This window comes from Prescottella subtropica, assembly GCF_005434945.1.
Lineage (GTDB): Bacteria > Actinomycetota > Actinomycetes > Mycobacteriales > Mycobacteriaceae > Prescottella > Prescottella subtropica.
The window spans coordinates 1-26100 of sequence record NZ_SKCH01000009.1 but is presented as its reverse complement, the minus strand read 5'-3'; the positions used below and the strand labels follow the sequence as shown (position 1 = coordinate 26100).

General features: G+C 69.4%; 24 protein-coding genes. 13 read left to right on the top strand and 11 right to left on the bottom strand.

The window, feature by feature from the left end; translation table 11 throughout:
- Both E0497_RS10605 and ppgK read right to left on the bottom strand, forming a co-directional pair.
- On the bottom strand, positions 1 to 1377 hold the full coding sequence (locus E0497_RS10605; RefSeq protein ID WP_137724762.1) for an RNA polymerase sigma factor: 1377 nt from the start codon (positions 1375 to 1377) through the stop codon (positions 1 to 3).
- Between the two features lie 123 nt (positions 1378 to 1500).
- Complete coding sequence (gene ppgK, locus E0497_RS10600) at positions 1501 to 2268, bottom strand: polyphosphate--glucose phosphotransferase (RefSeq protein ID WP_137724880.1); 768 nt, start codon at positions 2266 to 2268, stop codon at positions 1501 to 1503.
- A 109-nt stretch (positions 2269 to 2377) separates the two neighbouring features.
- Here ppgK and E0497_RS10595 point away from each other — a divergent pair, with 109 nt between their 5' ends.
- A complete protein-coding gene (locus E0497_RS10595; RefSeq protein ID WP_137724761.1) occupies positions 2378 to 3253 on the top strand; it encodes an inositol monophosphatase family protein in 876 nt (291 codons plus the stop codon).
- A 22-nt stretch (positions 3254 to 3275) separates the two neighbouring features.
- Here the strand turns inward: E0497_RS10595 and cei are convergent, their stop codons facing one another.
- Positions 3276 to 3959 carry an envelope integrity protein Cei gene (cei, locus tag E0497_RS10590; protein WP_137724760.1) on the bottom strand — a complete coding sequence of 228 codons (684 nt, stop codon included), beginning with the start codon at positions 3957 to 3959 and terminating at the stop codon, positions 3276 to 3278.
- Positions 3960 to 4451: 492 nt separating this feature from the next.
- On the opposite strand from cei, the gene E0497_RS10585 reads away from it, so the two are divergent.
- The gene (locus tag E0497_RS10585) at positions 4452 to 4754 is read left to right on the top strand and encodes a DUF4193 domain-containing protein (protein ID WP_031939713.1); all 303 of its coding nucleotides are present in this window, start codon (positions 4452 to 4454) and stop codon (positions 4752 to 4754) included.
- Positions 4755 to 4800: 46 nt separating this feature from the next.
- Here the strand turns inward: E0497_RS10585 and E0497_RS10580 are convergent, their stop codons facing one another.
- Positions 4801 to 5313: a DUF3093 domain-containing protein gene (locus E0497_RS10580; protein WP_137724759.1), complete on the bottom strand. Its 513-nt coding sequence runs from the start codon at positions 5311 to 5313 to the stop codon at positions 4801 to 4803.
- An 18-nt stretch (positions 5314 to 5331) separates the two neighbouring features.
- Here E0497_RS10580 and dut point away from each other — a divergent pair, with 18 nt between their 5' ends.
- A complete protein-coding gene (dut, locus tag E0497_RS10575) occupies positions 5332 to 5826 on the top strand; it encodes a dUTP diphosphatase (RefSeq protein WP_137724758.1) in 495 nt (164 codons plus the stop codon).
- Positions 5827 to 5830: 4 nt separating this feature from the next.
- Entirely contained in the window at positions 5831 to 6664 is an 834-nt protein-coding gene (locus tag E0497_RS10570; protein WP_137724757.1) for a DUF3710 domain-containing protein, read from the top strand.
- Here the strand turns inward: E0497_RS10570 and E0497_RS10565 are convergent.
- On the bottom strand, positions 6661 to 7374 hold the full coding sequence (locus E0497_RS10565; RefSeq protein WP_137724879.1) for an alpha/beta fold hydrolase: 714 nt from the start codon (positions 7372 to 7374) through the stop codon (positions 6661 to 6663). The genes E0497_RS10570 and E0497_RS10565 overlap by 4 nt on opposite strands.
- A 180-nt stretch (positions 7375 to 7554) precedes the next feature.
- Here E0497_RS10565 and E0497_RS10560 point away from each other — a divergent pair, with 180 nt between their 5' ends.
- Both E0497_RS10560 and E0497_RS10555 read left to right on the top strand, forming a co-directional pair.
- Positions 7555 to 7932, top strand: a complete 378-nt coding sequence (locus tag E0497_RS10560) for an OB-fold nucleic acid binding domain-containing protein (RefSeq protein ID WP_137724756.1) — start codon at positions 7555 to 7557, stop codon at positions 7930 to 7932.
- A 66-nt stretch (positions 7933 to 7998) separates the two neighbouring features.
- The gene (locus tag E0497_RS10555) at positions 7999 to 8685 is read left to right on the top strand and encodes a DUF3159 domain-containing protein (protein ID WP_137724878.1); all 687 of its coding nucleotides are present in this window, start codon (positions 7999 to 8001) and stop codon (positions 8683 to 8685) included.
- On the opposite strand, the gene E0497_RS10550 is transcribed toward E0497_RS10555, so the two are convergent.
- Positions 8632 to 9318, bottom strand: a complete 687-nt coding sequence (locus E0497_RS10550; RefSeq protein WP_137724755.1) for a potassium channel family protein — start codon at positions 9316 to 9318, stop codon at positions 8632 to 8634. The two genes, E0497_RS10555 and E0497_RS10550, sit on opposite strands and share 54 nt — an antisense overlap.
- A 55-nt stretch (positions 9319 to 9373) precedes the next feature.
- On the bottom strand, positions 9374 to 10039 hold the full coding sequence (locus E0497_RS10545; RefSeq protein WP_137724754.1) for a potassium channel family protein: 666 nt from the start codon (positions 10037 to 10039) through the stop codon (positions 9374 to 9376).
- 214 nt (positions 10040 to 10253) lie between these two features.
- Here E0497_RS10545 and E0497_RS10540 point away from each other — a divergent pair, with 214 nt between their 5' ends.
- From E0497_RS10540 to E0497_RS10525, 4 genes are all read left to right on the top strand, one after another.
- Positions 10254 to 12260: an APC family permease gene (locus E0497_RS10540; RefSeq protein ID WP_137724753.1), complete on the top strand. Its 2007-nt coding sequence runs from the start codon at positions 10254 to 10256 to the stop codon at positions 12258 to 12260.
- Positions 12261 to 12267: 7 nt separating this feature from the next.
- On the top strand, positions 12268 to 13533 hold the full coding sequence (locus E0497_RS10535; protein ID WP_137724877.1) for a class I SAM-dependent RNA methyltransferase: 1266 nt from the start codon (positions 12268 to 12270) through the stop codon (positions 13531 to 13533).
- 193 nt (positions 13534 to 13726) lie between these two features.
- Positions 13727 to 14209, top strand: a complete 483-nt coding sequence (locus tag E0497_RS10530) for a MarR family winged helix-turn-helix transcriptional regulator (protein WP_137724752.1) — start codon at positions 13727 to 13729, stop codon at positions 14207 to 14209.
- A complete protein-coding gene (locus tag E0497_RS10525) occupies positions 14206 to 15819 on the top strand; it encodes an MDR family MFS transporter (protein ID WP_421958333.1) in 1614 nt (537 codons plus the stop codon). The genes E0497_RS10530 and E0497_RS10525 overlap by 4 nt, the downstream gene beginning before the upstream one ends.
- Before the next feature lie 71 nt (positions 15820 to 15890).
- On the opposite strand, the gene E0497_RS10520 is transcribed toward E0497_RS10525, so the two are convergent.
- The 3 genes from E0497_RS10520 to glsA all read right to left on the bottom strand — a co-directional run bounded on the left by E0497_RS10520 (position 15891) and on the right by glsA (position 19623).
- Positions 15891 to 16721 carry an ABC transporter permease gene (locus tag E0497_RS10520; RefSeq protein WP_137724751.1) on the bottom strand — a complete coding sequence of 277 codons (831 nt, stop codon included), beginning with the start codon at positions 16719 to 16721 and terminating at the stop codon, positions 15891 to 15893.
- Positions 16718 to 17698 (bottom strand): ATP-binding cassette domain-containing protein, encoded by a 981-nt coding sequence (locus E0497_RS10515; RefSeq protein WP_137724750.1) that lies wholly within the window; start codon positions 17696 to 17698, stop codon positions 16718 to 16720. Before E0497_RS10515 ends, E0497_RS10520 begins: the two co-directional genes overlap by 4 nt.
- Before the next feature lie 101 nt (positions 17699 to 17799).
- Positions 17800 to 19623, bottom strand: coding sequence for a glutaminase A (gene glsA, locus E0497_RS10510; RefSeq protein ID WP_137724749.1), 1824 nt, complete (start codon positions 19621 to 19623; stop codon positions 17800 to 17802).
- A gap of 109 nt (positions 19624 to 19732) precedes the next feature.
- Here glsA and dxs point away from each other — a divergent pair, with 109 nt between their 5' ends.
- Together dxs and E0497_RS10500 are read left to right on the top strand one after the other, a co-directional pair.
- Positions 19733 to 21664 (top strand): 1-deoxy-D-xylulose-5-phosphate synthase, encoded by a 1932-nt coding sequence (dxs, locus tag E0497_RS10505; RefSeq protein ID WP_137724875.1) that lies wholly within the window; start codon positions 19733 to 19735, stop codon positions 21662 to 21664.
- 2 nt (positions 21665 to 21666) lie between these two features.
- Positions 21667 to 22476, top strand: a complete 810-nt coding sequence (locus tag E0497_RS10500) for a pentapeptide repeat-containing protein (protein WP_137724748.1) — start codon at positions 21667 to 21669, stop codon at positions 22474 to 22476.
- 1 nt (position 22477) lies between these two features.
- On the opposite strand, the gene E0497_RS10495 is transcribed toward E0497_RS10500, so the two are convergent.
- Positions 22478 to 23914 (bottom strand): sugar porter family MFS transporter, encoded by a 1437-nt coding sequence (locus E0497_RS10495; protein ID WP_137724747.1) that lies wholly within the window; start codon positions 23912 to 23914, stop codon positions 22478 to 22480.
- A 114-nt stretch (positions 23915 to 24028) separates the two neighbouring features.
- Between E0497_RS10495 and E0497_RS10490 the strand changes: the two genes are divergently transcribed.
- Entirely contained in the window at positions 24029 to 25798 is a 1770-nt protein-coding gene (locus E0497_RS10490; protein ID WP_137724746.1) for an HNH endonuclease signature motif containing protein, read from the top strand.
- Positions 25799 to 26100 lie beyond the last annotated feature (302 nt).

The following is a 26100-nucleotide window of genomic DNA, read 5'->3' as shown; positions in this document are numbered from 1 at the left end:
CTAGTCCAGGTAGTCGCGCAGCACCTGCGACCGCGACGGATGCCGCAGCTTCGACATCGTCTTCGATTCGATCTGGCGGATCCGCTCACGGGTGACGCCGTAGACCTGGCCGATTTCGTCTAAAGTGCGCGGCTGGCCGTCGGTGAGACCGAACCGCAGACGCACGACGCCGGCCTCACGCTCGGACAGCGTCTCGAGCACCGACTGCAGCTGATCCTGCAGCAGCGTGAACGACACCGCGTCGACCGCGACGACGGCCTCGGAGTCCTCGATGAAGTCGCCGAGCTGGCTGTCGCCCTCGTCGCCGATGGTCTGGTCCAGCGAGATGGGTTCACGCGCGTACTGCTGGATCTCCAGCACCTTCTCCGGCGTGATGTCCATTTCCTTCGCGAGCTCCTCCGGGGTGGGCTCGCGGCCCAGATCCTGCAGCAGCTCACGCTGGATACGACCCAGCTTGTTGATGACCTCGACCATGTGGACGGGGATACGGATGGTGCGGGCCTGGTCGGCCATCGCGCGGGTGATGGCCTGCCGGATCCACCACGTGGCGTACGTGGAGAACTTGTAGCCCTTGGTGTAGTCGAACTTCTCGACGGCACGGATCAGACCCAGGTTGCCTTCCTGGATCAGGTCCAGGAACGCCATGCCGCGGCCGGTGTAGCGCTTGGCGAGCGAGACGACCAGACGCAGGTTCGCCTCGAGCAGATGGTTCTTGGCGCGGTTGCCGTCGCGGGTGATCCAGTTCAGGTTGCGACGGTCGGTGGGGGTGGGCTTCTCGCCCTTCTCCGCCATCTCCGACATCTTGAACGTCGCGAACAGGCCGGCCTCGATCCGCTTGGCGAGTTCGACCTCCTCCTCGGCGTTGAGGAGCGCAACCTTGCCGATCTGCTTGAGGTACGCGCGCACCGAGTCGGCGGACGCGGTGAGCTCGGCGTCCTTGCGGGCCTGCCGCAGCGCCTCGGACTCCTCCTCGTCCCACACGAAGTCGCCCGACGCCTTGTCCTTCTCGGACGGCTCGGCCGGGGTCTCCTCGTCGTCCTCGACGACGACGTCCTCGACCTCCTCCTCGACGAGATCGCCGGCGGCGACGTCGAGGTCGGCCATGTCGACGTCCTCGTCGTCCGCGTCGTCGCCGACCTTGGCCTTCTTGGTGGTGGCCTTCTTGGTGGTCTTCTTCGCGGCCGTCTTCTTCGCGACGGCCTTCTTCGCCGGTGCCTTCTTGGCGGCGGCCTTCTTCGCGGGTGCCTTCTTGGCGGCGGCCTTCTTCGCGGGAGCCTTGGTGGCGGGCGCGCTACCGGTGGTCGCCTCGGCAGTGGATGCCGTGGTCGACGCCTCGGTAGTGGAGTCGGCGGTCTGACGCGTATCGGTGGCTGCCACGTACGCCCTTTCGTGACGGTGTCGTGCGGCGTCACGCCAGAGTGGATATCCGGCGGAGAGGTCTGTCGGGTTTCGCCGACTCGCAGTCGGCCACGAACCATTGTAACGACAAGCCCGAAATCGTTACGGAGCTATGCCCTTTTCCTGCGGATTCGCCGCAGCCATCGCCGCACCGACGATGCCCGCGGTATTGAGCAGGGCCGCCGGAACCACCGGGGTGCGGTTCTCGAGCCGCGGAATCCACTTGTCGTGTTTGCGGCTGATGCCGCCCCCCACCACGAACAGGTCCGGCCACAGCAGATCCTCGAACCGCCGCAGCACCCGCGTCACCTCGACCGCCCACTCCTTGTAGGACAGGCCCTCCGCGTCCTTCACCGACGACGCGGCACGGTGTTCGGCTTCCTTGCCGTCGACCTCGAGGTGGCCGAGTTCGGTGTTGGGGAGCAGGACACCGTCGTGGATGATCGCCGACCCGATCCCGGTGCCGAACGTCAACAGGGCGACGACACCGGTCACGTCGCGGCCGGCGCCGTACCGGTCCTCGGCCAGGCCCGCGGCGTCGGCGTCGTTGAGGACGGCGACCGCGCGGCCGCCGAGTGCCGCCGAGAACAGGGCGCGGGCGTCGGTGCCGATCCACGACGGATCGATGTTCGCGGCCGTGCGGGCGACACCGGCCGTGACGACACTCGGCAACGTGACACCGACCGGCCCGTCCCACCCGGCCCGGGCGACGATCTCGGCGACCGTCGCGGCGACCGCGTCGGGGGTCGCCGGATGCGGGGTCTCGATCTTGATCCGGTCGACGACGAGATCGCCCGTGTCCAGGTCGACCACCGACCCCTTGATGCCGCTGCCACCGATGTCCACGCCGAAGCCGAGCGCACCCACCATCGTCCCCTTCCGAGAGATCACCGTCTGCGCGGAACAGTAGTGCGTCCGGGGTCGTTCGGCGTCGCGTCTGCGGTGGTGGGGTGTCCGCCGGGTGTGGTGCGATACCCGCATGCATGCATCGGAGAACACCACCACCGACCCCGCCGTCCTGCGGGAGGTCGCGGTCGCCGTCGCGGAGGCGGCCGCGGAACTCGTCCGGACGCGTCGACCCGAGGTCTTCGGGGTGCTCGGCGCGGCGGTCGCCGCCACCGGCGGCGCGGTGCAGTCCAAGAGCACCCCGACCGATCCGGTCACGATCGTCGACACCGAGGCCGAACAGTCGATCCGGGCGCTGCTGGCGGACCTGCGCCCGCACGACGGCATCCTGGGGGAGGAGGGGGGCGGCGCGGCCACCGCGGCCGGTATCCGCTGGGTCGTCGACCCCATCGACGGCACCGTCAACTTCCTCTACGGCATCCCCGCGTACGCGGTGTCGGTGGCGGCGCAGATCGACGGGGTGTCCGTCGCGGGAGCCGTCGTCGACGTCGCTGCCGCCGTCACGTACTCGGCGGCGCGGGGGCAGGGCGCGTCGGTGACCGACGCCGCCGGACACTCCGGGGTGCTCTCCTGCACTCCGGTGACCGACGCGTCGCACGCGCTGGTCGCCACCGGGTTCGGCTACGGCGCCGACCGGCGGGCCGCGCAGGGCCGGATCGTCGGCGCGCTGCTGCCCCGGGTCCGGGACATCCGCCGGATCGGCTCGGCGGCCCTGGACCTGTGCATGGTGGCGTCGGGGCGGGTCGACGCGCACTTCGAGCACGGGCTGAGTCCGTGGGACTGGGCGGCCGGCGCACTGATCGCGCAGGAGGCGGGTGCCCGCGTCCACGTGCCGTCCGCGGAGACACCCGGCGACGCGGGCGAGGTCGTGGTGGCGACGGCGCCCGGGATCGCCGACGAACTCGAGACGGTGCTGCGCGAGGTGGGCGCGTTCGACCCGATCCCCTGACCGGCTGCGGCCGGCGGCGCGGTCAGCAGCGGGTGGTGCGGGCGGCCTGCAGCAGGTCCGGATCGAGCGGTGCCGGGGTGCTGCCGGGCATCGGATCCCGCAGCGTGCTGAGCACCTCCTCGGTGTCGGTGCTGGGCGAGATGCTCTTGGCGAAGTAGGTGCCGAGGGCCAGGTCGACGGTGTCGTCGGTGCGGCCGTCCTCGACGAGTTCGGCGCACGGCGCGACCAGCCACAGGGCGCTCGCGGCGGCCCGGCCGTCCACCCCGAACCGGATCTGGCCGTGGCACTGCAGGTTCTGGTCGACGTAGACCGGGTCGTTGCCGGCCTGGACGTCGGGTGCGCTCGCGAAGCCGTAGTCGCGGAGCTGGGTGGCGACGTCGGCGGCCTGCCCGCGTTCCCCGTTGGCGTTGAACACGCGCACCGCGGTGGCCGACAGGGGGGCCGGCTGGACGTCGAGCAGGGTTCTCCGTCCGACGACCTCGCCGAGCGGCTGCGGCGCGGGGACGCCCGGGGCTGTCGGCATCGTCGGCGCGTTGCAGTCGACCGTCGTCGCGGCCGCCTCGGTGTGGGTGAGGATCCGCACCCACAGCGTGATCCCGAGCAGGGCGAGCACCGTGAGCAGGGCGAGCACCGGGAGTGTGCGCCGGCGCCGGAACGGGCGACCCTGGTCGTCGGTGGAACTCCCGTCGGTGATCAGTGAAACCACGGTGTGTCGACCTCTCCGTCGGGCGCGCGGACGACGGTCCGCGGGAAAGCAGGGGAACAGATTTCGGTGTGGTTCCTGCCACCATCGCCGCGGCCGGTACCGTCCCGGTGCCCACTGTAGATCCCGGCCCGGTACCGCCCGGGACATGCCACACCCAGGAATGTCTCGACTTGCTGTGTGGTTGGTGACGATTGACGGACAGTTTTCGGCGGTGTCCGGTTCGGTTGCCACTTTTCCCGGCCGGTCGGCTATTGTCTGGCGGCCCCAGTCGTGAGATCACACGATGTCGAGTGGGTCCGGAGGAGACGAAAGTGAGGCGCAGATCATGTTTTCCGGCGACGATTCCGGGCACTTCCCGGTGACCTGAATCGTTGTGACAGCCACGGGAACAGATCTGCCGTCACAACGGTTTCCGAGGATCGTCGTCACCGCATCAGGTGTCGTCGGTCCCGGGCACCGGGGATACATGCACGAGGACGAGGGGAAGAGGAAATGGCAACCGACTACGACGCACCCAGGCGATCGGAGACCGACGAGGTCTCCGAGGATTCGCTCGAAGAACTGAAGGCACGACGCAACGAGGCGCAGTCGGCGGTCGTCGACGTCGACGAGTCCGACACCGCGGAGTCGTTCGAACTCCCCGGCGCGGACCTGTCGGGCGAGGAACTGTCGGTACGAGTGGTACCGAAGCAGGCCGACGAGTTCACCTGCTCGAGCTGCTTCCTGGTGCATCACCGCAGCCGCCTCGCGAGCGAGGAGAACGGCGTGATGATCTGTATGGACTGCGCAGCCTGACATTCGCGCAGGATCGACGGCGTCCGCACGGGACGCCGTCGAGGGATCAGTCGTGCGCGGCGGTCCCGCGGCCGATGGCGGCCAGCAGCTCGGCTGGCCGCCTCGTGCTCACCAACCAGTACGGAGTGGGATCCTCGGGATCGTCGAGGACGATCAGAGCGGTCTCCTTGATCCACGAACGGTTCTGCACGAACGCGGCCGGATCGAGCTGACGGCCCAGCGCGGCACTCTTCGCCGACGGCGGGATCGCCGCGGTACGCGACACCACGGACAGCGGCAGGTGCGCGCGTCCGACCCGGAGTTCGGCATTCGGCCCGTCGAACACCTCCACACGCTGCCGGGACACCCACAGCAGCGCCCAGACGGGGAACGGGAACAACAGGATGTACGGAAGCCAGGCGCGGATGCCGGGAGATCCCATGTGGACCTCTGCGGCCAGCAGGCCGGCGATGAGTAATCCGGCCGGCCACCACCACAGCGGAACCCACAGGCGTTCCGAGTAGATCGGGGTGCGGGCATTGTCCGGCGTGGTCGGCGCGGGCTGAGGCGATTCGGGCACGATCCCAGAGTAGTCTCGGTGCACGTGAGCGCTCTTCCTGCCGTCGCGCTGAAGCGACTGGACCCCGACATCCCGCTGCCCCGGCGTGCCCACGACGGTGATGCCGGTGTCGACCTGTGCACCACGACCGATGTCACGATCGCGCCCGGACGGCGGGTGCTCGTCGGGACCGGTGTCGCGATCGCGTTGCCGATCGGCACGGTCGGGTTGATCCATCCGCGGTCCGGTCTGGCGGCCAAGGCGGGGTTGTCGGTCGTGAACACGCCCGGCACGATCGATGCCGGCTACCGCGGCGAGATCAAGGTGTGCCTCATCAATCACGATCTCGAGACGCCGATCGACCTGCGCCGCGGCGACCGGATCGCGCAGCTCGTGGTGCAGAAGGTCGAGCTCGTGGACTTCGTCGAGGTCGACGAACTCGACGACACCGTCCGCGGTGCGGGCGGGTACGGATCCAGTGGGGGACACGCGAGCCTGGTGGCGCAGAGCGCGCCGCCTTCGGAAGGGGCCTGAGCACATGTTCGGACGTCGCAAGAAGAACGACGGCACCTCGAGCAACACGGATAATGCGGACAACGCGAGTGTCGACGCGGTCGGCGCCGTGGCGGGGGATCCGGCCGCCGACGAGGCCCCGGACCGCACCGGTGGCCCGTACGACGTGAGTGAACTTCCCGACGGCGACGAGCCGGCCGCCACCCGGCTCGATCTCGGTGCGGTGCTGCTGCCGATGCCCGAGGGCGCGCAGCTGCAGGTGGAGATGACGCCGGAGGGTACGCCGCAGGCCGTGCACCTGGTGACACAGTTCGGCCGGGTGACGGTGTCCGCGTACGCGGCCCCGAAATCGCCGGGGCAGTGGCGGGAGGTGGCGTCCGAGCTCGCCGAGTCGCTGCGCGCCGACAATGCCGAGGTGGCTGTCGAGTCCGGGCCGTGGGGTCGTGAGGTGGTCGGGGTGACCGCGAACGCGGACCTGCGGTTCATCGGTGTCGACGGCCCACGCTGGATGGTCCGGTGCGTCGTCGCGGGACCGTCCGGCAACGTCGCGGCCGGTGCGCCGCTCGTGGCGATCGCGCGGACGGTGCTGGCCGACACCGTCGTCCAGCGCGGCAGTGAACCGCATCCGGTGCGCACGCCGCTGCCGCTGGTCCTGCCCGAGGCGCTCGTCCAACAGCTCGTGGCCGCCCAGCAGCAGCAGATGCTCGCGCAGCAGCAGGCGGCGTTGCAGGCCCAGCAGGAGGCCACCGCCCAGCAGCAGGCCGCCGGTCAGCCGGATCCGTCGGGGAACGGTGCCGTGCCCCCGGAGTCGCCGCGTCGCGGCGAGTCGGGTTCGGCGATGCAGCAGCTCGGACTCTAGATCCGGTCGAGCGCGGCGAGGCAGCCGCGTCCGAGCACGCCCGGATCGGCGCCGATCTCGTCGAGCGTCACCTCCGACAACCCCACATTCGGTAGTACCGCCGTCCACTCCTTCGCCACGGTGAAGGGGTGGACGGCGTCGTCGTCGGCGGCGGTGATGCCGACGGGGGCCTGGATGCGGGCGAGGGTCTCCGTGTCGGGGGCCCGGTAGCGGGCGGCCTCCTCGAGTGCGTCGGGCAGATCCGGCCATTGGGCCCGCCACGACCGGGCCAGTTCCGTGGCCAGCCACGGCGGACTCGACGCGGTCATCTCGGCGACGACGGCGTCGAGGCCGTGGGTGCGGAGCCGGTCCGCCGTGTACAGGGCGCTGCCGGCGGCGGGTGTGTCCACCGGGGATCCCGTCCACGCCGGGAGCGCGGCGAGGACGGCGGCGACGCGGCCGGGATTGTCGGCGGCCCACGCGAGCGCGACGGCTGCCCCGAGGGACACGCCGCCGACGACGATCCGTCCGTGGGTGTCGGCGGCCCGGTCCATCGCGTCGCGGTAGCTGCCGACGACCCGACGCGGGTCGGGGTCGACGGCGATCCCGGCGATCCCGGCGTGGGTCAGCGCGGGCCGGAACGCGCGGTCGGCGAAGCCCGCGTCGGAGCCGGTTCCGGGGAGGACGACGGCGGTCGTGGGCTGTGTTTCGAACCACGTCTGCTGCTGCATGGAGACGATCATGCACGGCCGTTTCCGGGTGCCCGTGAACGGCTGTGGTTGTCCGCTCGCTTTGGGGATACAGTGGCCAGCAGAAGACCACCCGATAACCCCCAACCCGGGCCGTACGGGCCCCGTCGAGCATCATCGTCGCGGCGCACGATCTGCCGCCGCCACGTCCAGGAGCACGTTATGGCACCCGCCGCGACAGGCTATTTCCGCAGGCTGACCCGCAAACTCACCGAAGACCTCGAGCAGTTGGATGCAGAGGAGATGGTGGAGACCGCACAGGCGTCGGGTGCGACCCGGGCCTGTGACTGCGCCCGCGGTGAGGAGGTCACGATGCTCGGCCGGTTGCGGAGCGTCGAGGCGTGCCCCAAGTCGGCGAACGCGAGTGTCGAGGCCGAATTCTTCGACGGTACCGATCCGGTGACCCTGGTGTGGATCGGACGGCGTCGTATCCCGGGGATCGAGCCCGGCAAGACGCTCATGGTGCGGGGCCGGATCGGTGACCGCGACGGGCAGAAGGTGATCTTCAACCCGTACTACGAACTCCGCGGCGAATCCTGACCGTTTCGTCCGGACCGGGGCTGAGGCTCCCGGGTGTGGCACCCTCGTCGTGTGAGTGAACCTCGTGTGAGCGAAACCAAGCAGCAGACGATCCTGGAACAGATGGGCGGCCTGAGCGGGCTCGTCTATTCGACGCTGCCGATCCTCGTGTTCGTGCCCGCGAACAGCATCTGGGGCCTGATGCCGGCGCTGTGGATCGCGCTCGGGGCCGCCGCCGCCATCCTGGTGTGGCGGATCGTCCGCCGCAGCCCCGTCCAGCCGGCGATCTCCGGTTTCGTCGGTGTCGGGGTGTGCGCGTTCATCGCCTACCGGACCGGGGATGCCAAGGGCTACTTCCTGTTCGGTATCTACTCGAGCCTCGTGTACGGCGCGGCGTTCGTGCTCTCGATCCTCGTCCGGTGGCCGCTCGTCGGGGTGGCCTGGGGTTACCTCAACGGCCACCGCAACGCGTGGCGCGCCCACCCGGTCGCGGTGCGCGCCTACGACCTCGCGACGCTGGCGTGGGCGCTCGTCTTCGGTGCCCGCTTCGTCGTGCAGAACGCGCTCTACAACGACGACCGGACGGGGTGGCTGGCGGTCGCCCGGATCGCGATGGGCTGGCCGCTCGCCGGTGCCGCACTGCTGGTGACGGTGTGGGCGGTGCGGCGCGCCGACCGGATCGTCGAACCGGCCCCGGCCCCTGCCGAACTCGCCGAGAACTCAGTCGTCGAGGGGCCGGTCACCGAGGGTCCGGAGACCGACCGCCGCGCGTAGGTCGTCCTCGACCTCGACGGACGCCACGAACAGCAGTTCGTCGCCGCCCTCGAGCGGATCGTCGGCCTGCGGGACGATGACGCGTCCGCCGCGCAGGATCGTCACGAGGGCGGCGTCGCGCGGCAGCCGGATCTTGCGGACCGGCTTGCCGGCGAGGGCGGTGTCGTCGGGTAGCGTGATCTCGACGAGGTTGGCCTGCCCCTGCCGCAGCGTCATCAGCCGGACCAGGTCGCCGACGGTGACGGCCTCCTCGACCAGCGATGCGAGCATCCGCGGGGTGGAGACCGCGACGTCGACGCCCCACGACTCGTCGAACAGCCATTCGTTGCGGGGGTCGTTGACGCGGGCAACCACCCGGCCCACCCCGAACTCGGTCTTCGCGAGCAGGCTCAGCACGAGGTTGGCCTTGTCTTCGCCGGTCGCGGCGATCACCACGTCGTACGTCTCGAGCTGGGTGGTCTCGAGCAGGCTCAGCTCGCACGCGTCCCCGAGCACCCATTCGGCCTGCGGGATCGCGTCCGGTTCGAGATGGTCGAGTTTGCGTTCGAGCAGCATCACGTGGTGGTTGCTGCGGACGAGTTCACGGGCGATGGAGCGGCCTACGGCGCCGGCTCCTGCGATGGCCACTCTCATCGGAGGTTTCCAATCGGGTAGTCGATCGAGAAGGAGGTCATGACCGGGGACCGGGTCAGTCGTCGGACGGCGGCGGGTTGCCGGCCAGGGCGACGGCCTCGGCGACGGTGCCGGCGACGGCCGCGACGTACACCTGGTCGTCGGACTGGATGACGGTCTTGCGGTCGGGGAGGATCCCGGTGCCGAAGCGGATGAGGAACGACACCCGTGACGACGTGGCCTCCTCGAGGTCGGTGACCTTGCGGCCCACCCAGTCCTCGTGCAACGCCAGTTCGGTGACGACGACGGTGCCCGACGGGTCCCGCCACTTGGCCATCTGGTCGTCCTGCTGCAGCGCCAGCATGAACCGGTCGGTGGTCCACGGCACGGTCGCGATCGTGGGGATGCCGAGCCGTTCGTAGACGGCGGCGCGTTTGGCGTCGTAGATGCGGGCGACGACGCGGTCGACGCCGAACGTCTCGCGGGCGACGCGCGCGGAGATGATGTTCGAGTTGTCGCCGGACGACACGGCCGCGAACGCCTCGGCGCGTTCGATTCCGGCGCGCACCAGGACATCCCGGTCGAAGCCCATGCCGACCACGGTGTGGCCGGAGAAGTCCGCGCCCAGGCGGAGGAACGCACTCTGATCGCGGTCGATGACGGCGACCTCGTGGCCGATCCGGCTCAGTGCGGTAGCGAGGGACGAGCCGACCCGGCCGCATCCCATGACGACTACGTACACCAGTCCACTCCGTTTCTCGCTGCGGTCACCGGCGGGGTGCCGTCGGTATCGGATCGAACGGTACAGCGCCCGTGGGCGGGTACACGGCAGCAGTCGGTGCGGTCGTCGCGCGCGCCACATTCCGGACCGTATTCCGGGACCGGGGGAAGCGGAGAAATCGCCCACCGGACCGCCCTGATCCCACGCGGCCGTACGGACGGCTTACGCTTTGGCGGTGTCGAAGGTTTCCACCGCTGCCAAGCGGCTGATTCTGGGGCGACCGTTCCGGAGCGACAAGCTCGGGCACACCCTGCTGCCCAAGCGGATCGCACTCCCAGTCTTCGCGTCGGACGCCATGTCGTCCGTCGCCTACGCACCGGAAGAAATCTTCCTGGTGCTGTCCGTCGCCGGTATCTCCGCGTACGCCTACACGCCGTGGATCGGCCTGTCGGTGGCGATCGTGATGGCCGTCGTCGTCGCCAGCTACCGGCAGAACGTGCAGGCGTACCCGTCCGGCGGCGGCGACTACGAGGTGGCGACGGTCAATCTCGGTCCGAACGCCGGGCTCACGGTGGGCAGCGCGCTGATGGTCGACTATGTGCTCACGGTCGCGGTGTCGATCTCGTCGGCCGCGTCGAACATCGGGTCGGCGGTCCCGTTCGTGGCCGAGCACAAGGTGCTGTTCGCGGTCGCCGCGATCGCGTTGCTCACGGCGATGAACCTGCGTGGCATCCGCGAGTCCGGCACCATGTTCGCGATTCCCACGTATGCGTTCATCGTCGGCATGCTGCTCATGCTGACGTGGGGGTTCGTGCGGATCTACGTGTTCGGGGACGATGTGCACGCCGAGTCCTCCGGATTCGATCTGCAGGCCGAGGACACGCACCTGTACGGCATCGCGTTCGCGTTCCTCATCGCCCGCGCGTTCTCGTCGGGGTGTGCGGCCCTGACCGGTGTCGAGGCGATCAGCAACGGTGTCCCGGCGTTCCGGAAGCCCAAGTCCCGCAACGCCGCGACGACGCTGCTGCTGCTGGGCACGTTCGCGATCACCCTGCTGATGGGCATCATCGTCCTCGCCCAGAAGATCGGCATCGTGTACGCGCACGACCCGGCCACGCAGCTGATCGGCGCGCCCGGCGACTACCAGCAGAAGACGCTCATCGCGCAGCTCGCGGGCGCGGTGTTCGACGGGTTCTCGGTCGGCTTCTTCTTCATCGCGATCGTGACCGCCCTGATCCTGGTGCTCGCCGCGAACACCGCGTTCAACGGGTTCCCGGTGCTCGGGTCGGTACTCGCGCAGGACCGGTACCTGCCGCGGCAGCTGCACACCCGCGGCGACCGGCTGGCGTTCAGCAACGGCATCCTGTTCCTGTCGGGTGCGGCGATCGCGTTCGTCGTGGTGTTCGGGGCCGAGGTCACCAAACTCATCCAGCTCTACATCGTCGGGGTGTTCGTCTCGTTCGTGCTCAGCCAGACCGGCATGATCCGGCACTGGACCCGGCACCTGAAGGCCGAGACGGATCCGGCGGCACGCAGCCGGATGCAGCGGTCCCGGGTCATCAACTCGGTCGGTCTGGTGATGACCGGTGCCGTCCTGGTGATCGTGCTGCTCACGAAGTTCGCGGCCGGCGCCTGGATCGCGATCGTCGCGATGATCGCGATCTTCGTGCTGATGAAGTCGATCCGTCGGCACTACGACGGGGTCGCCGCCGAACTCGACGAGCAGGAGTGGGACGGGGTGCTGCCCAGCCGTACCCATTCGATCGTGCTGGTGTCCAAGATGCACATGCCGACGATGCGGGCACTGGCCTATGCGCGGGCCACCCGCCCGGACACACTCGAGGCGGTCACCGTCAACGTCGACGAACCCGACACCCGGGCGCTGGTCCGGGAGTGGGAGAAGAGCGACATCACGGTGCCGCTCAAGGTGATCGAGTCGCCGTACCGGGAGGTCACCAAGCCGGTGCTCGAGTACGTGCGCCGGGTGCGCCGCGACTCGCCGCGCGACGTGGTGACGGTGTTCATCCCCGAGTACGTGGTCGGTCACTGGTGGGAACAGTTGCTGCACAACCAGAGTGCGCTGCGCCTGAAGAGCCGGCTGCTGTTCCAGCCGGGGGTGATGGTCACGAGTGTGCCGTGGCAGCTCAGTTCGTCGGAGAAGGCCCGGGAGCGGGCCCGGAAGGCGAACTTCGACAGCGCGCCCGGCGCGATCCGACGTGGTTTCGATGTGGAAGGTAAGTGACCGTCAGGTGAGCGAGAACTGGGCTGGACTCCGACTCGAGGTGGAACTGGGTAACCCCGGGCACGGCGGGTTCTGCGTCGCCCGGCACGACGGGCGGGTGCTGTTCGTGCGGCACGGGCTGCCCGGCGAACGGGTGATCGCGCACGTCACCGAGGACCGTGGCGGCTCGTTCTGCCGCGCCGACGCCGTGGAGATCCTGGTGCCGTCGGACGGCCGTGTCGACCCGCTGTGTCCGATCTCGGGGCCGGACGGGGCCGGCTGCTGCGACTACTCGCACGCGACGCCGGCGGCGCAGCGGGCGATGAAGTCGTCCGTCGTCGCCGAGCAGTTGCGGCGGATCGCGGGCGTGGACCTGGATGTCGCCGTCGAGGAACTGCCCGGCACCGGGAACGGGACGGGCTGGCGGTCGCGGGTGCGGCTGGCCGTCGACGCCGCCGGCCGGCCCGGATTCCACCGGTACCGCAGCCTCGACATCGAGACGTTCCTGGCGTGCCCGCAGATCGACCCGGCCGCCTACGCCGGTCTGTCGGAGCGGTCGTGGCAGCCGGGCGTCGAGGTGCAGATCGTGCTCGACGCGGCCGGGGAGCGGCACGTCGTGGAGGTGGCGCCGCCGAAGGTGTCCCGCACCGGTCGTCGCAGCCCGGGCCGGCGCGGGGCGACCGCGCGGCGGGCGGCATCGTCGGGCAGCCGCGCCGAACGGGTCGTCGTCGGGTCGGGTCGGGCACTCGAACGTGTCGGGGATCGGGAGTGGACGCTGTCGGCGACCGGTTTCTGGCAGGCACACCGCGGTGCGGCCTCCATGTATTCGACGGTGGTAGGGGAGTGGGCGCAGGCGTCGGCCGGGGCCCGGGTGTGGGATCTGTACGGCGGGGTGGGGGTGTTCGCGGCGACGCTCGCCGGGCAGGTCGGTGAGTCCGGCCGCGTCGACTCGGTGGAGTTCTCCCGGCAGGCCGTCGCGGACGGGACGGCATCGCTGACGGATCTGCCGCAGGTGCATCTGCATGCGGCGCGGGTGGAGCGGGCGCTGCACGAGTTGCCCGCCCCCGAGGTCGTCGTCCTCGATCCGCCGCGGGCCGGGGCCGGTAGGGAGGTCGTGGCGGCCGTCGCCGCCGCAGCCCCGGAGCGGATCGTGCACATCGGCTGCGATCCGGCGTCGTTCGCGCGGGACGTGGCGCTGTACCTGGAGAACGGCTATCGGCTGGATCGGGTGCGGGCGTTCGACGCGTTCCCGTCGACGCATCACGTGGAGTCGCTGGCGCTGCTCACGCGCTGAGATCGGGGACCGATCGGGGCCCGTGAGTGGGTCTCGCCACAGCGGACCGCCGGTGATCGTCGGATCGCCCCAGGTCGGAACCCTGATGGGTGGGTTTGTCGCGTTTGCGAGGTAATTGCTTGAGGTACGCAACTATATCTATAGTTGCGTTCTGCAAACAATTGTCAGTCCTTATGAGGATTCGGGGTATCCGATGGCTGTCCACGCCGATACCGCCCAGGCACTCGTCGACGCGATCTTCCTGTTCGGCCGATCGCTGCGGGCCGCCGTCGCGAACACGGCCGGCGACCCGGTCGCGCCGGCACTCGTCGCGGTGCTGGTGGCGCTCTCCGTTCGCGGATCGTGTCGACAGAACGAACTCGCGTCGATGCTGTGCCTGAGCCAGTCGGCCCTGAGCCGGCAGTTGACCGAACTGGTCGACGCCGGCCTGGTCGAACGCCGGCCCGACCCGGACGACCGACGGGCGTTCCGCGTCCACGTCACCGAACAGGGCACCGAGGTGCTGCGCACCACGAAGGCACGCCGATCCGCGCACCTGCGCGGACAGCTGACCGACTGGAGCCAGGAGGACGCGTCCGCGGCGCTGACGCTCATCGAGCGGCTGACCGTCTCGCTCACGCCCCGCCCCGAATCCGCACCGCTAACCGCCGATCACTGTGGGAGTACAACTCGATGACGACATCGACATCAGTGGGGGAGAGCCGGGCAGGTACCGGCCACGCGGCACACGAGCCGATGACCCACCGCCAGATCCTCGAGGTCCTCACGGGCCTCATCGCAGCCCTGTTCACGGCGCTGCTCAGCACGACCATCGTCGCCACCGCGCTGCCGACGATCATCGGTGACCTGAAGGGCACCCAGACGCAGTACGCGTGGGTCATCACGACCGCACTGCTCGCGAACGCGGCGTCCACCCCGATCTGGGGCAAACTCGCCGACCTGTTCAACAAGAAGACCCTGGTCCAGAGCTCGATCGTGATCTTCGTGGCCGGTTCGGTGATCGCCGGACTCGCCCACAACGTGCCCGTGCTGCTGGTCGCGCGCGTCGTGCAGGGCATCGGCATGGGCGGTCTGACCGCGCTCGTCGTCGCGATCATCGGCAGCATCATCCCGCCGCGCGAACGCGGCCGTTACTCCGGCTACATGGGTGCGGCGATGGCCGTGTCGATGTCCGGTGGCCCGATCCTCGGCGGTGTGATCGTCGACAGCCCCCTCGGATGGCGCTGGACGTTCTTCGTGTGCGTCCCGCTGGCCGTGATCGCACTGTTCCTGCTGCAGCGCACCCTGCACATCGCGACCGAACGCAAGGACGACGTCTCCATCGACTGGTGGGGCGCGACGCTGCTCACCGCGGGTGTCAGCGTGCTGCTGGTGTGGGTGTCGTTCGCCGGCAAGGCCGACTACTACGCGTGGTTCTCGAAGGAATCGGCGATGTACGTCGTGGTCGGTGTCCTGCTGCTGATCGCCACCGTGATCGTCGAATCCAAGGTGAAGTCGCCGATCATCCCGCTCGATATCATCACCGAGAAGACCACCGGCCTGGCGATCGTCGCGTCGGTCGCGGTCGGTGTCGGCATGTTCGGTGCCACCACCTTCCTCACCCAGTACTTCCAGACCGCGCGCGGCAACAGCCCCACCATCGCCGGCATCCTCACGATCCCGATGGTGCTGGGCATGCTGATCTCGTCGGTCGTCTCGGGTCAGCTGATCACCCGGTTCGGTAAGTGGAAGCCGTTCATCGTCGGCGGCGCGGTGCTGCTCGTCGTCGGATTCGGCCTGCTGTCCACGATCGACCACGCCACCAGCCTGTGGCTGATCGGCCTGTACATCGCGATCGTCGGTATCGGCGTCGGCAGCCTCATGCAGAACCTGGTGCTCGCCGTGCAGAACACCGTCAGTGTGCAGAACATCGGCGTCGCCAGCAGTTCGGTCGCGTTCTTCCGCACGTTCGGTGGTGCGATCGGTGTGTCGGTGCTCGGTTCGGTCCTCGCGACCCGCGTCGCGGACCTGTCGGCGGAGGGTTTCGCGAAACTCGGCATCGACACCGGTTCGTCGGGGGGCGGCGGCAACCTGGATCTGGCGGCACTGCCGGCGCCGGTCGCCGAGATCATCCGCGCCGCGTACGGCGACGCCACCGGACGGCTGTTCCTGGTGTCGGCGATCGTCGCGCTCATCACCCTGGTGTGCGTGATCTTCGTGCCGAACACGCCGCTGCGCAAGACGATCGACATCGAGAAGCCGGCCGAGGAGTCGCAGGAGAAAGCGCAGGAGAACGCCACCGTATGACCTGTTCGATCGACGGTAGAACTGTGGCCCGCAACCGGTTCGGTTGCGGGCCACAGTCGTGTGCCGCGACGCTAGGTCTTGCGGTTGTACAGCCGCATGGTGAGCGGGCCGAAGATCACGATGAATCCGGCGCACCACAGCAGGACGATCGACAGCTGCCCGACCTCGAACGAGCCCTCGCACAGCGACCGCAGTGTCGTCACCAGATGGCTGATCGGGTTGACCTCGACGAACGCCTGCAGCCATCCGGGCATGGTGGCCGGGTCGACGAAGATGTTCGACGCGAACGTGAGCGGGAACAGGATGACCATCGACACGCCCATCACGGCCTGCTCGGTGCGCAGCAGCAGCGCGAACATCGTCCACACCCACGACATGCTGAACGAGAACAGCAGCAGCACCAGCACGGAGGCGACCACACCGACGACGCCGCCGGTGGGCCGGAACCCGAGGATCAGGCCGAGGACGAGCACGATCACCGACGCGATCGTGTAGCGGGCGATGTCCCCGAACAGGGCGCCGACCAGTGGGGACGGCCGCCAGATCGGCAGCGACCGGAACCGGTCGAAGACGCCCTTCTCGATGTCCTTGTTCAGGGTCAGGCCCGTGTACATCGTGATCATGACGACGGTCTGCACGAGGATGCCGGGGATGAGGAACTGCACGTAGGCGCCGGTGGATCCGGCCAGCGCCCCGCCGAACAGGAACGTGAACATCAGCGTGAACATGATGGGGAACATGGTCACGTCGAACAGTTGTTCCGGGACGTGCTTGATCTTGAGTAGGGCCCGCCACCCGAACGACAGCGACGTCGACAGCCCGTTCGGGCGGGCCGGCCGCGGACCGGGCATCTGCAGGACGCTGCCGACCGACTGGGCGGACGCGGGGATGGTGTCGGTCATCGGGCCTTCTCCTGGAGGGTGTCGGCCGACTCGGCGCCGTGCCCGGTGAGGGCGAGGAACACCTCGTCGAGGCTGGGCTGTCCGAGCGCGAAGGTGGTCACGGCCACGTTCGCGTCGTCGAGGGCGGCGAGGGCGCGGGCCACCCGCTGCGGGTCGTCGACGCGGGCGGTGATCGCCGCCGGATCGGATTCGAGTGTCACGTCGATGCCGAGTTCCCGTTCGAGGACGACGGCGGCGTCGGTGCGGCGCTCCGGTTCGGCGATCCGCACGTGCAGGGCGCCGGAGCCGACGGACGCCTTGAGTTGGCCGCTGGTGCCCTCGGCGATGACCTTGCCGCGGTCGATGACGGCGATCCGGTCGGCCAACTGGTCGGCCTCGTCGAGGTACTGCGTGGTGAGCAGCACGGTGGTGCCGCCTGCGACGAGGGCCCGGACGATCTCCCACACCTGGTTGCGGCTGCGCGGGTCGAGGCCGGTGGTCGGCTCGTCCAGGAAGATCAGTTCCGGGGTGACGATGATGGACGCGGCGATGTCGATGCGCCGCCGCATGCCGCCGGAGAACGTCTTGACCTGCCGGCCGGCGGCCTCGGTGAGCCCGAACGCGTCGAGCAGTTGGTCGCAGCGGGAGCGGGCCGCGGCCCGCGAGTAGCCGTACAGGCGGCCGAGGAGGATCAGGTTCTCGGTGCCGGTGAGGTCCTCGTCGAGGGACGCGAACTGCCCGGTCAGTGACACCTTCGACCGCACGATCTCGGCGTCCTTCGTCACGTCGTGGCCGAGGACGCGGGCGCTGCCGCCGTCGATCGGCAGCAGGGTCGCGAGCATCCGGATCGTGGTGGTCTTGCCCGCCCCGTTGGGGCCGAGGACGCCGTACACGCCGCCGGCCGGGACGGCGAGGTCGACGCCGTCGACCGCGGTGAACGAGCCGAAACGTTTGATCAGTCCGGTGGTGTCGATGGCCAGTGCTCTGTCGGATGTCATCCGGTTCCCGTCGTCAGGTGTGAGTGGGATCTCAGGCTCGGTCTTCGGTTTCCAGCCTGTCGGACGTGGCGGGGTCGCGCAAACGTTTTTGCCGAGACGGATCAGATTCGTCCGCGCTGCTCGAACGTGCGCAGCATCGTGTCGAGTTGGCTGTAGGCGGCGGTTGCGAGCCGCTCGAGCAGGGCCGCCTTGATCTCCGGTGCTGTCGTCGTCAGCCGGGCGAACCCGTCCGGCGGCAGCACCGCGAGGGTGACGGTGGAGTCGGCGCGCACGTCGTTGAGGAACGCCGAGTCGAGCAGGGCCGGCATCTCCCCGAACGTGGTGCCCGCCGACAGGGTCGTGATCCGGTGCGCGGCCCCGTCCGCGGAGGTCACGATCGTGCTGACCCGGCCGGACAGCACCAGGAAGATCCCGGTGTCACGGTCGCCGCGGCGCACGACCGTCTCGCCGCGGGCGACGGTGCGGCGTTCGAGTTCGCCGGTGAACCGTTCGAACTGGTCGGGCGACAGGTCCGTGAGCAGCGGGTGGGCCTCGAGGTCGATCGACGCCGGCTGCCGGCCGGTGGGGCAGTGCCGGTCCAGGACGATGTCCTCGCACCATTCGGTGGCGGCGTCCAGGTCGACGAACACCCGGCCGTGCGGGGCGTGCGGATTCAGGCTCGACGTGGTGTGCCCGAACACCCCGGCCGGGTCGACCAGGGCGGTGGGGCACCCGGATTCGGCGAGGTCGGCGCGCAGCGCCTCGATCATGGTGCGCGCCACCGCACTCACGTCGTCGACGCGGCTGACGTCGACGACGACGGCCTCGGCGTCGGTGCGGTCGGCGTCGATCGCCCGCACGGCCGTCTCGGCGCCGGTGAACAGCAGGTCGCCGTGCAGTTCGTACAGGCGGCCCCGGTCCCCGAACTCGTCGAGTGCGGCCTCCTCGGTGTCGGTGCGGCGGATCCGGGAGCGTACCGACGCGACGGTGTGCCGGGCCCGGATCGACGACCGGGACGCGCGGGTGACCCGCAGGAAGTGCAGGCCCAGGTCCTGGGACAGTTCCCGGCACGCCCGCACCCCGCGGACACTGTTGCCGTGCGGGTCCAGGCGCGGCGAGAAGACCGCGATCCCCAACTGGCCGGGCAGTACCGCGAGCACACCGCCGCCGACCCCGCTCTTGGCAGGCAGGCCGACGTCGGTGACCCATTCGCCGGCGTCGTCGTACATGCCGCACGTCGTCATCACGCTCAGGACGCGTTCGACGATCGCGGGGGAGAGGACCCGTTCCCGGGTGTGCGGGTGGACGCCGTTGTTGGCGAGGGTGGCCGCCATCAGGCCCAGATCGCGGCACGTGACCTCGATCGAACACTGCCGGAAGTACAGGTCGACGGCGTCGTCCGGGTTGCCGGTGACGATCCCGAACGAGCGCAGCATGTAGCCGATCGCCCGGTTGCGGTAGCCGGTGCGGGCCTCGGACGCGTACACGTTCTGGTCGAGGGACAGCGGCCGGCCCGCGCACCGCGAATACAGCGACCGGATGCGTTCGAACCGCTGTGTCGGCGTCGTACCGGCGACGAGCGACGCCGACGTGATCGCGCCCGCGTTGATCATCGGGTTGCGGGGGCGTTCGGTGCCCGGGTCGAGGCTGATCTCGTTGAACGGCTCCCCGGACGGTTCCACGTCGACCTTCTCGCCGACGGCGTCCACCCCCCGGTCGGCGAGGGCCAGCGCGTACGTGAACGGCTTGGAGATCGACTGGATGGTGAACGCGGTCTCGGTGTCCCCGACCTCGTACACGTGCCCGTCGGCGGTGGCCACGACGATCCCGAACCGGTCCGGGGCCACCGCGGCCAACTCCGGGATGTAGTCGGCGAGCTCGCCGCCGGTGTCGGTGCGGACCGCGTCGAACACCCGCGTGATGAAGTCGTCGACGACGTTGCTCATGGGGCAACAGTAGGATGAGCGGACAGTCCGGGTGCGTGTTCTGTCGCGTCCGTAGACTTGGAGGGCTGTCGTGCGACAGCCTGTGAACCTGGTGGAGGGAGCGATCTCGTTGGGTGTCCTTGCCCGCATTCAGACGCCTGACGACCTGCGTCGGCTCGATGCCGTGGAGATGAAGGAGCTCGCCGCGGAGATCCGCGAGTTCCTCGTGCAGAAGGTGTCCGCGACCGGCGGCCATCTCGGCCCCAACCTGGGTGTCGTCGAACTGACCCTTGCCCTGCACCGGGTGTTCGATTCGCCGACCGATCCGATCGTCTTCGACACCGGTCACCAGGCGTACGTGCACAAGATCGTCACCGGCCGCAAGGACCGGTTCGATTCGCTGCGCAAGCAGGGCGGCCTGTCCGGCTACCCGGATCGCGCCGAGAGCGAACACGACTGGGTGGAGTCGTCGCACGCGTCGGCGGCCCTGTCGTACGCGGACGGGCTGGCGAAGGCGTTCGAGTTGTCCGGGCAGCGTGGCCGGCACGTCGTGGCCGTCGTCGGGGACGGGGCCCTGACCGGCGGCATGTGCTGGGAGGCCCTCAACAACATCGCGGCCGGGAAGGACCGTTCGGTCGTCGTCGTCGTCAACGACAACGGCCGCTCCTACGCGCCGACGATCGGCGGGTTCGCCGACCATCTGGCGTCGCTGCGGCTGCAGCCCGGCTACGAGCGGATGCTCGACAGCGGCCGGCGCATGGTCAAGAAGATGCCGTGGGTGGGCCGGGCCGCCTACCAGCTGCTGCACGGGATGAAGGCGGGCCTCAAGGACACCGTCAGCCCGCAGGTGCTGTTCACCGACCTGGGCCTGAAATATCTCGGCCCGGTCGACGGGCACGACGAGGTCGCGATGGAGTCGGCGCTGCGCCGCGCCAAGGCGTTCGGCGGCCCGGTGATCGTGCACGCGGTGACCCGCAAGGGCATGGGTTACGCGCCCGCCGAGAACCACGTCGCCGACCAGATGCACGCGACCGGCGTGATCGACCCGCTCACCGGCAAGTCCCGCACCACCACGTCCGCGCCGGACTGGACGTCGGTGTTCTCGGCGGAGCTGATCGCCCGCGCCGAGCAGCGCGACGACATCGTCGCGATCACCGCCGCGATGGCCGGCCCCACCGGTCTGGCCGCGTTCGGGGAGCGTTTCCCGGAACGGATGTTCGACGTCGGTATCGCCGAGCAGCACGCGGTCACCTCGGCGGCCGGTCTGGCGCTCGGCGGCATGCACCCGGTGGTCGCGGTCTATTCGACGTTCCTCAACCGGGCGTTCGACCAACTGCTCATGGACGTCGCACTGCTGAAGCAGCCGGTGACGATGGTGCTGGACCGGTCCGGCATCACCGGATCCGACGGTGCCAGCCACAACGGCATGTGGGATCTGTCGCTGCTGGGCATCGTCCCTGGCATCCGGGTGGCGGCCCCGCGGGACGCGGCGACCCTGCGTGAGGAACTCGGCGAGGCCCTCGCCGTCGAGGACGGCCCCACCGTCGTCCGGTTCCCGAAGGGTGCTGTCGGCGACGATATTCCGGCGGTGCGGCGGCTCGACGATGGTGTCGACATGCTGGCGATGCCCGACGGCGATGCCGGTGACGTGCTGTTCGTCGCGGTCGGCTCGTTCGCGTCGGTGGCGCTGGAGACGGCCCAGCGGCTCGGCCAGCACGGCATCACCGCGGCCGTCGTGGATCCGCGGTGGGTGCTGCCGGTGCCCGGGTCGCTCGTCGACCTGGCATCGAGCTTCCGGATGATCGTCACCGTCGAGGACAGCGGCCTGCACGGCGGTGTCGGGTCGAGTGTGTCGGCGGCGCTGCGCGCAGCCGGTGTCGACACCCCGTGCCGGGATCTCGGTGTGCCGCAACAGTTCCTGGCGCACGCGTCGCGGGACCAGGTGCTCCGCGAGCTGGGGCTCACGGCGCAGGACATCACCCGGCAGGTGACCGGGTGGGTCGTCGGACTGGACCGCACGGTGCCCGCGGACGGTGTCTCCAAGGATGCGGGCGTCGGCTGAGCATGGTGGGGGAGTCGATCGAGCTGGTCTCGGACTGCTCGAACTGTTTCGGGTTGTGCTGTGTGGCACTGCCGTTCGCGAAGTCGAGTGATTTCGCGGTCGACAAGGCCGGCGGGACGCCGTGCCGGAACCTGCGCGGCGATTTCCGCTGCGGGATCCACACGGACCTGCGCGGTCGCGGGTTCACCGGTTGCACCGTCTACGACTGCTTCGGGGCCGGACAGCAGGTGTCGCAGGTGACGTTCGCCGGACGCGACTGGCGCACCGGACCCGACGTGGCCCGGCCCATGTTCGACGTGTTCCCGGTGATGCGGCAGCTGCACGAATTGTTGTGGTATCTCGACGAATCCCTGCGCCGTCCAGTCGCCGGTGACCTGGTGCCCGAGCTGTCCCGGCTGCAGGAGGAGACGGCGGCGCTGGCCGGTGCCGATGCTGCGACGCTGGTGGCCCTGGACGTGCCCGCCCATCGGGAGCGGGTGAACACGCTGCTGCTCGCGGTGAGCGAGCGGGTGCGGGCGTCGGCGCCGGGCCGGCCGCGCAGTCATCGGGGCGCCGACCTGATGGGGGCGAAGCTGGCCGGCAAGGATCTGCGCGGCGCGAACCTGCGTGGGGCGTGGCTGATCGGCGCGGACCTGCGGAGGACGGATCTGCGGTGCGCCGACGTGATCGGCGCCGATCTGCGTGGGGCGGACCTGTCGGGTGCGGACCTGTCGGAGGCGTTGTTCCTCACCCAGTTCCAGGTGAACGCGGCCCGCGGCGATGCCCGGACCGTGTTGCCGGCGACACTGTCGCGGCCCGCGCACTGGCGGTAGTTCACCCGGCCTGTTCGAGGGTGCGGCCGCGGGTTTCGGTGACGAACTTCGACACGATGACGATCGACAGTACTGCCATCACCGCGTAGGCGGCGTAGGTGAGGGACAGGTTCCAGTCGGCCAGTGACGGGAACGTGGCGGAGACGAGGAAGTTCGCGACCCAGTTCGATGCGGTGGCGACGCCGACGGCCGCGGCCCGCACCCGGTTGGGGAACATTTCGCTGATCAGCACCCACACCACCGGACCCCACGACAGGGCGAAGAAGAACACGAACGCGTTGGCGGCGATCAGGGCGACGGTGCCGGCGGCGCCGGTCAGGGTGGCGACGGATTCACCGATGTCGTTGGTGGTGATCGTTGCCGAGTGGAAACAGACGGCGGCGGTGGCGAGGGAGACGGCCATGCCGACGGAGCCGATCAGCAGCAGTGGTTTGCGGCCGATGCGGTCGATGACGGCGATCGCCACGAACGTGCCGACGATGTTGACGAGTGCGCTGACGACACTGATGAGCAGTGACCGGTCCTCGCCGAAGCCGACGGCCTGCCACAGGGTGGACGAATAGTAGAAGATCACGTTGATGCCGACGAACTGTTGGAACGCGGCCAGCGCGATGCCCACCCACACCAGGGCGGCCACGCCGGTGGATTTCGTGAACAGGGCGCGGACGCCGATGCGGGTGCGTTCGGCGCCGAGGGAGGCGCGGATCTCGGTGATGCGGCGGGACACCGTCTCCGGGTCGCCGCCCTCGACCCGGCCGAGGACGGTGCGGGCGTCGTCCTCGCGGCCGCAGCGCACCAGATGGCGAGGTGATTCGGGGATGGTGAACGTGGCCACGAAGTAGACGAGGGCGGGGATCGCCTCGATCGCGAGCATCCACTGCCAGGCCTCGACGCCGGCCAGGATGCCGCGGCCGCCGCCGGCCGCCGCCGAGATCGCATAGTTGACCAGTTGGGAGATCGCGATGCCGAGGACGATCGCCAGTTGGTACATCGAACCGAGGCGGCCGCGGATCGCGGCCGGTGCGATCTCCGCGATGTAGGCGGGGGCGATGACGGAGGCGACACCGACGGCGACACCGCCGACGACCCGCCACAGGGTCAGGTCGACGATCCCGAACGGGAACGCCGACCCGAGCGCGCCGATCACGAACAGGACCGCCGCGATCCGCATCACCTTGATCCGGCCGAGCCGGTCGGCGATGCTGCCCGCCACCCACGCGCCGAGCGCGGCACCGAGCAGCGTCAACGACACCGACAGGCCCGTCGCCCCCGCACCGATGTCGTAGCGGTCCCGGATCGCCCCCACCGCCCCGTTGATCACCGCGGTGTCGTAGCCGAACAGGAAACCGCCCAACGCGGCCGCCGCCGAAAACAACACGGCCGCACCGACCGCCGACGACGCGGCCGGAGACCGGCCGGTAGTGCCGAGACCGGACATCGCATGCCTCCCGCCGACGAAGGTCGTTGTCGGGAGAGTACGCCGGATGAGCGGGTGGGGCGGGGAGATGCGGAATCGCTGATTTCTGTCGGACCCTCGCAGTAGTATTCGAACATGCTTTCGACTTCGGGTGGTGCGGGATGTGACCAGGTGACGGATCACCTGGTTGCCCTCGATGCTGCTGTCGAAGGCTTGTCGGCGGACTCGCTGACTGGACTGTCCGACGCGGGCGTCGTCGAGGCGCTGCAGCGGTTGGAGACGGTGCTACGGAAGGCGTCGGCGGTCGGAAACCGGTTGGTTGTCGAGTCGGTGGAACGGTCGCTGCCCGGGAATCTCGCCTGCCGGTCGATCAACGATTTCCTGATCTCCACGCTGCGAATCTCCGCGGGTGACGCGGCGCGGCGAGTCAAGATCGCGAACACGGTCGGGACGTGGCACACACTGTCCGGGGAGGAGACGGAACCCGGATTGCCGGCGACCGCGGCGGCATCGCGGGACGGGGAGATCGGCGCCGACCATGTGGCGGCGATCGCAGCCGTGATGCGGAAGATTCCGGCGACCGTCGACCCGGACGCGACCGCCGTCGCGGAGCAGATCCTGGCCGACGCGGCGCGGGCGACCACCCCGGAGGATGTCACGAAGGTCGGGGTGCGGCTGCTGGCGCACCTGAATCCGGACGGAGAGGTGCCGGACGAGCGGGAACGCAAGCGGCGCCGAGGCGTCCGGATCGGTAAACAGGGCACCGATCTGTTGTCGCCGATCTCGGGCTTGCTGGACCCGGAGCTACGGGCCCTGCTCGAACCGGTGCTCGCGAAGCTGGCGAGGCCGGGCATGAACAATCCGGACGACCCCGGATCACCTTGCGGTGACGTTGAATCCCCGGCCCTGGACCGGGATGCGCTGGCGCAGGCCGCGGCCCGCGATACCCGGTCAGTGCAGCAACGCAACCATGACGGGTTGAAGGTGGCGTTGCGGCAGATTCTTTCGTCGGGTGTACTGGGCAGCCATCGCGGGCTGCCGGTGACGGCGATCATCACGCTGTCGCTGCGGCAGTTGGAGGAGGAGTCGGGGGTGGTGACCACCGCGACCGGTGGTCTGGTCCCGATCCGGGATGCGTTGCGGATGCTGGAGCAGGCGCATCCAGTGCTCGCCCTGTTCGACCACAACGGCCGGCCGCTGCATCTGGGGTGGGCGAAACGCTTGGCGTCGGCGGATCAGCGGTTGGCGTTGATCGCCGCGTCCCGTGGCTGTACCCGGCCGGGCTGTGATGCGCCTGCCACCCTCACTGCCGTGCACCACATCCGGGAGTGGCGGGACGGCGGTCCCACCGACATCACCAACGAGGATCTCGCCTGCGACGGCTGTCACGGACTCGTGCACGACGGGCCGGGTGGCTGGCGGACGCGGGTCGCGACGGCGGGATCGGAGTATCCGGGCCGGACGGAGTGGATTCCGCCGCCGCACATCGACCCCGAGCAACGGCCTCGGGTCAACCACCGGCATCACCTCGGCGACCTCCTCGAGGCGGCGTTGGCGCACTACCGTGCGCGGCGGGGGGGGGGGAGGTGTGCGGGCAGAGGCGGTGGTCGCGGGAATCGGAGACAACCGCCGGAGATGTTGGTGGCGGCGAAGTTCCGTAGCGGCTGCTCCGGCAGATCCGATAATCCGGGTAGGGCGGCGATGTCGTCCTCATTCCTCAGTCGAGGGTCCACTGCGAGGACTGCAGTCAGGTCGTTCGACGCGTCGACCGGATCGCGCCCGTCCGGCGTCCAAAGCCCATATTCTGGGCCGGCACCCGCCAATCACGACTGGTTCGGTCCAGTCGTCAGCACCAATGTTTACGTTCACTACGTAGCACAAGGAAGATGCCGTGCCGCTCACTGACGAGCAGAAGGTCGCCCGAGCCGAGAAGCGACGGGTGCAGCATGCCCTCGAAGAAGAAGCTCGTGCTCATAGAGACGAGGCTCGGCGTCGTGAGTGGAGCGAGAAGGGGATGTACCTCACGCGGGAGCAAGCTGTGGCCGGTGAACCATGCTGTGGGTGCGGTCTTCCCGTGATCGACAGATAGAGCCCCGTGGAGTGGTGTAAACCGTTGAGCGCGTAGCTCTGTGGTGCCGGTGATTATGCCGTAAGCGGGACAGATTCGTCCACGTCCGTCTCCGCGGGCGGGGCAGGTTCGATGGAGG

Excerpts from the sequence above, each read along its gene's own strand:
- ppgK (WP_137724880.1), bottom strand. The coding sequence starts at position 2,268 with ATGGTGGGTGCGCTCGGCTTCGGCGTGGACATCGGTGGCAGCGGCATC.
- E0497_RS10595 (WP_137724761.1), top strand. The coding sequence starts at position 2,378 with ATGCATGCATCGGAGAACACCACCACCGACCCCGCCGTCCTGCGGGAG.
- E0497_RS10585 (WP_031939713.1), top strand. The coding sequence starts at position 4,452 with ATGGCAACCGACTACGACGCACCCAGGCGATCGGAGACCGACGAGGTC.
- E0497_RS10570 (WP_137724757.1), top strand. The coding sequence starts at position 5,831 with ATGTTCGGACGTCGCAAGAAGAACGACGGCACCTCGAGCAACACGGAT.
- E0497_RS10565 (WP_137724879.1), bottom strand. The coding sequence starts at position 7,374 with ATGCAGCAGCAGACGTGGTTCGAAACACAGCCCACGACCGCCGTCGTC.
- E0497_RS10560 (WP_137724756.1), top strand. The coding sequence starts at position 7,555 with ATGGCACCCGCCGCGACAGGCTATTTCCGCAGGCTGACCCGCAAACTC.
- E0497_RS10550 (WP_137724755.1), bottom strand. The coding sequence starts at position 9,318 with ATGAGAGTGGCCATCGCAGGAGCCGGCGCCGTAGGCCGCTCCATCGCC.
- E0497_RS10530 (WP_137724752.1), top strand. The coding sequence starts at position 13,727 with ATGGCTGTCCACGCCGATACCGCCCAGGCACTCGTCGACGCGATCTTC.
- E0497_RS10525 (WP_421958333.1), top strand. The coding sequence starts at position 14,206 with ATGACGACATCGACATCAGTGGGGGAGAGCCGGGCAGGTACCGGCCAC.
- E0497_RS10520 (WP_137724751.1), bottom strand. The coding sequence starts at position 16,721 with ATGACCGACACCATCCCCGCGTCCGCCCAGTCGGTCGGCAGCGTCCTG.
- E0497_RS10515 (WP_137724750.1), bottom strand. The coding sequence starts at position 17,698 with ATGACATCCGACAGAGCACTGGCCATCGACACCACCGGACTGATCAAA.
- glsA (WP_137724749.1), bottom strand. The coding sequence starts at position 19,623 with ATGAGCAACGTCGTCGACGACTTCATCACGCGGGTGTTCGACGCGGTC.
- E0497_RS10500 (WP_137724748.1), top strand. The coding sequence starts at position 21,667 with ATGGTGGGGGAGTCGATCGAGCTGGTCTCGGACTGCTCGAACTGTTTC.
- E0497_RS10495 (WP_137724747.1), bottom strand. The coding sequence starts at position 23,914 with ATGTCCGGTCTCGGCACTACCGGCCGGTCTCCGGCCGCGTCGTCGGCG.
- E0497_RS10490 (WP_137724746.1), top strand. The coding sequence starts at position 24,029 with ATGCTTTCGACTTCGGGTGGTGCGGGATGTGACCAGGTGACGGATCAC.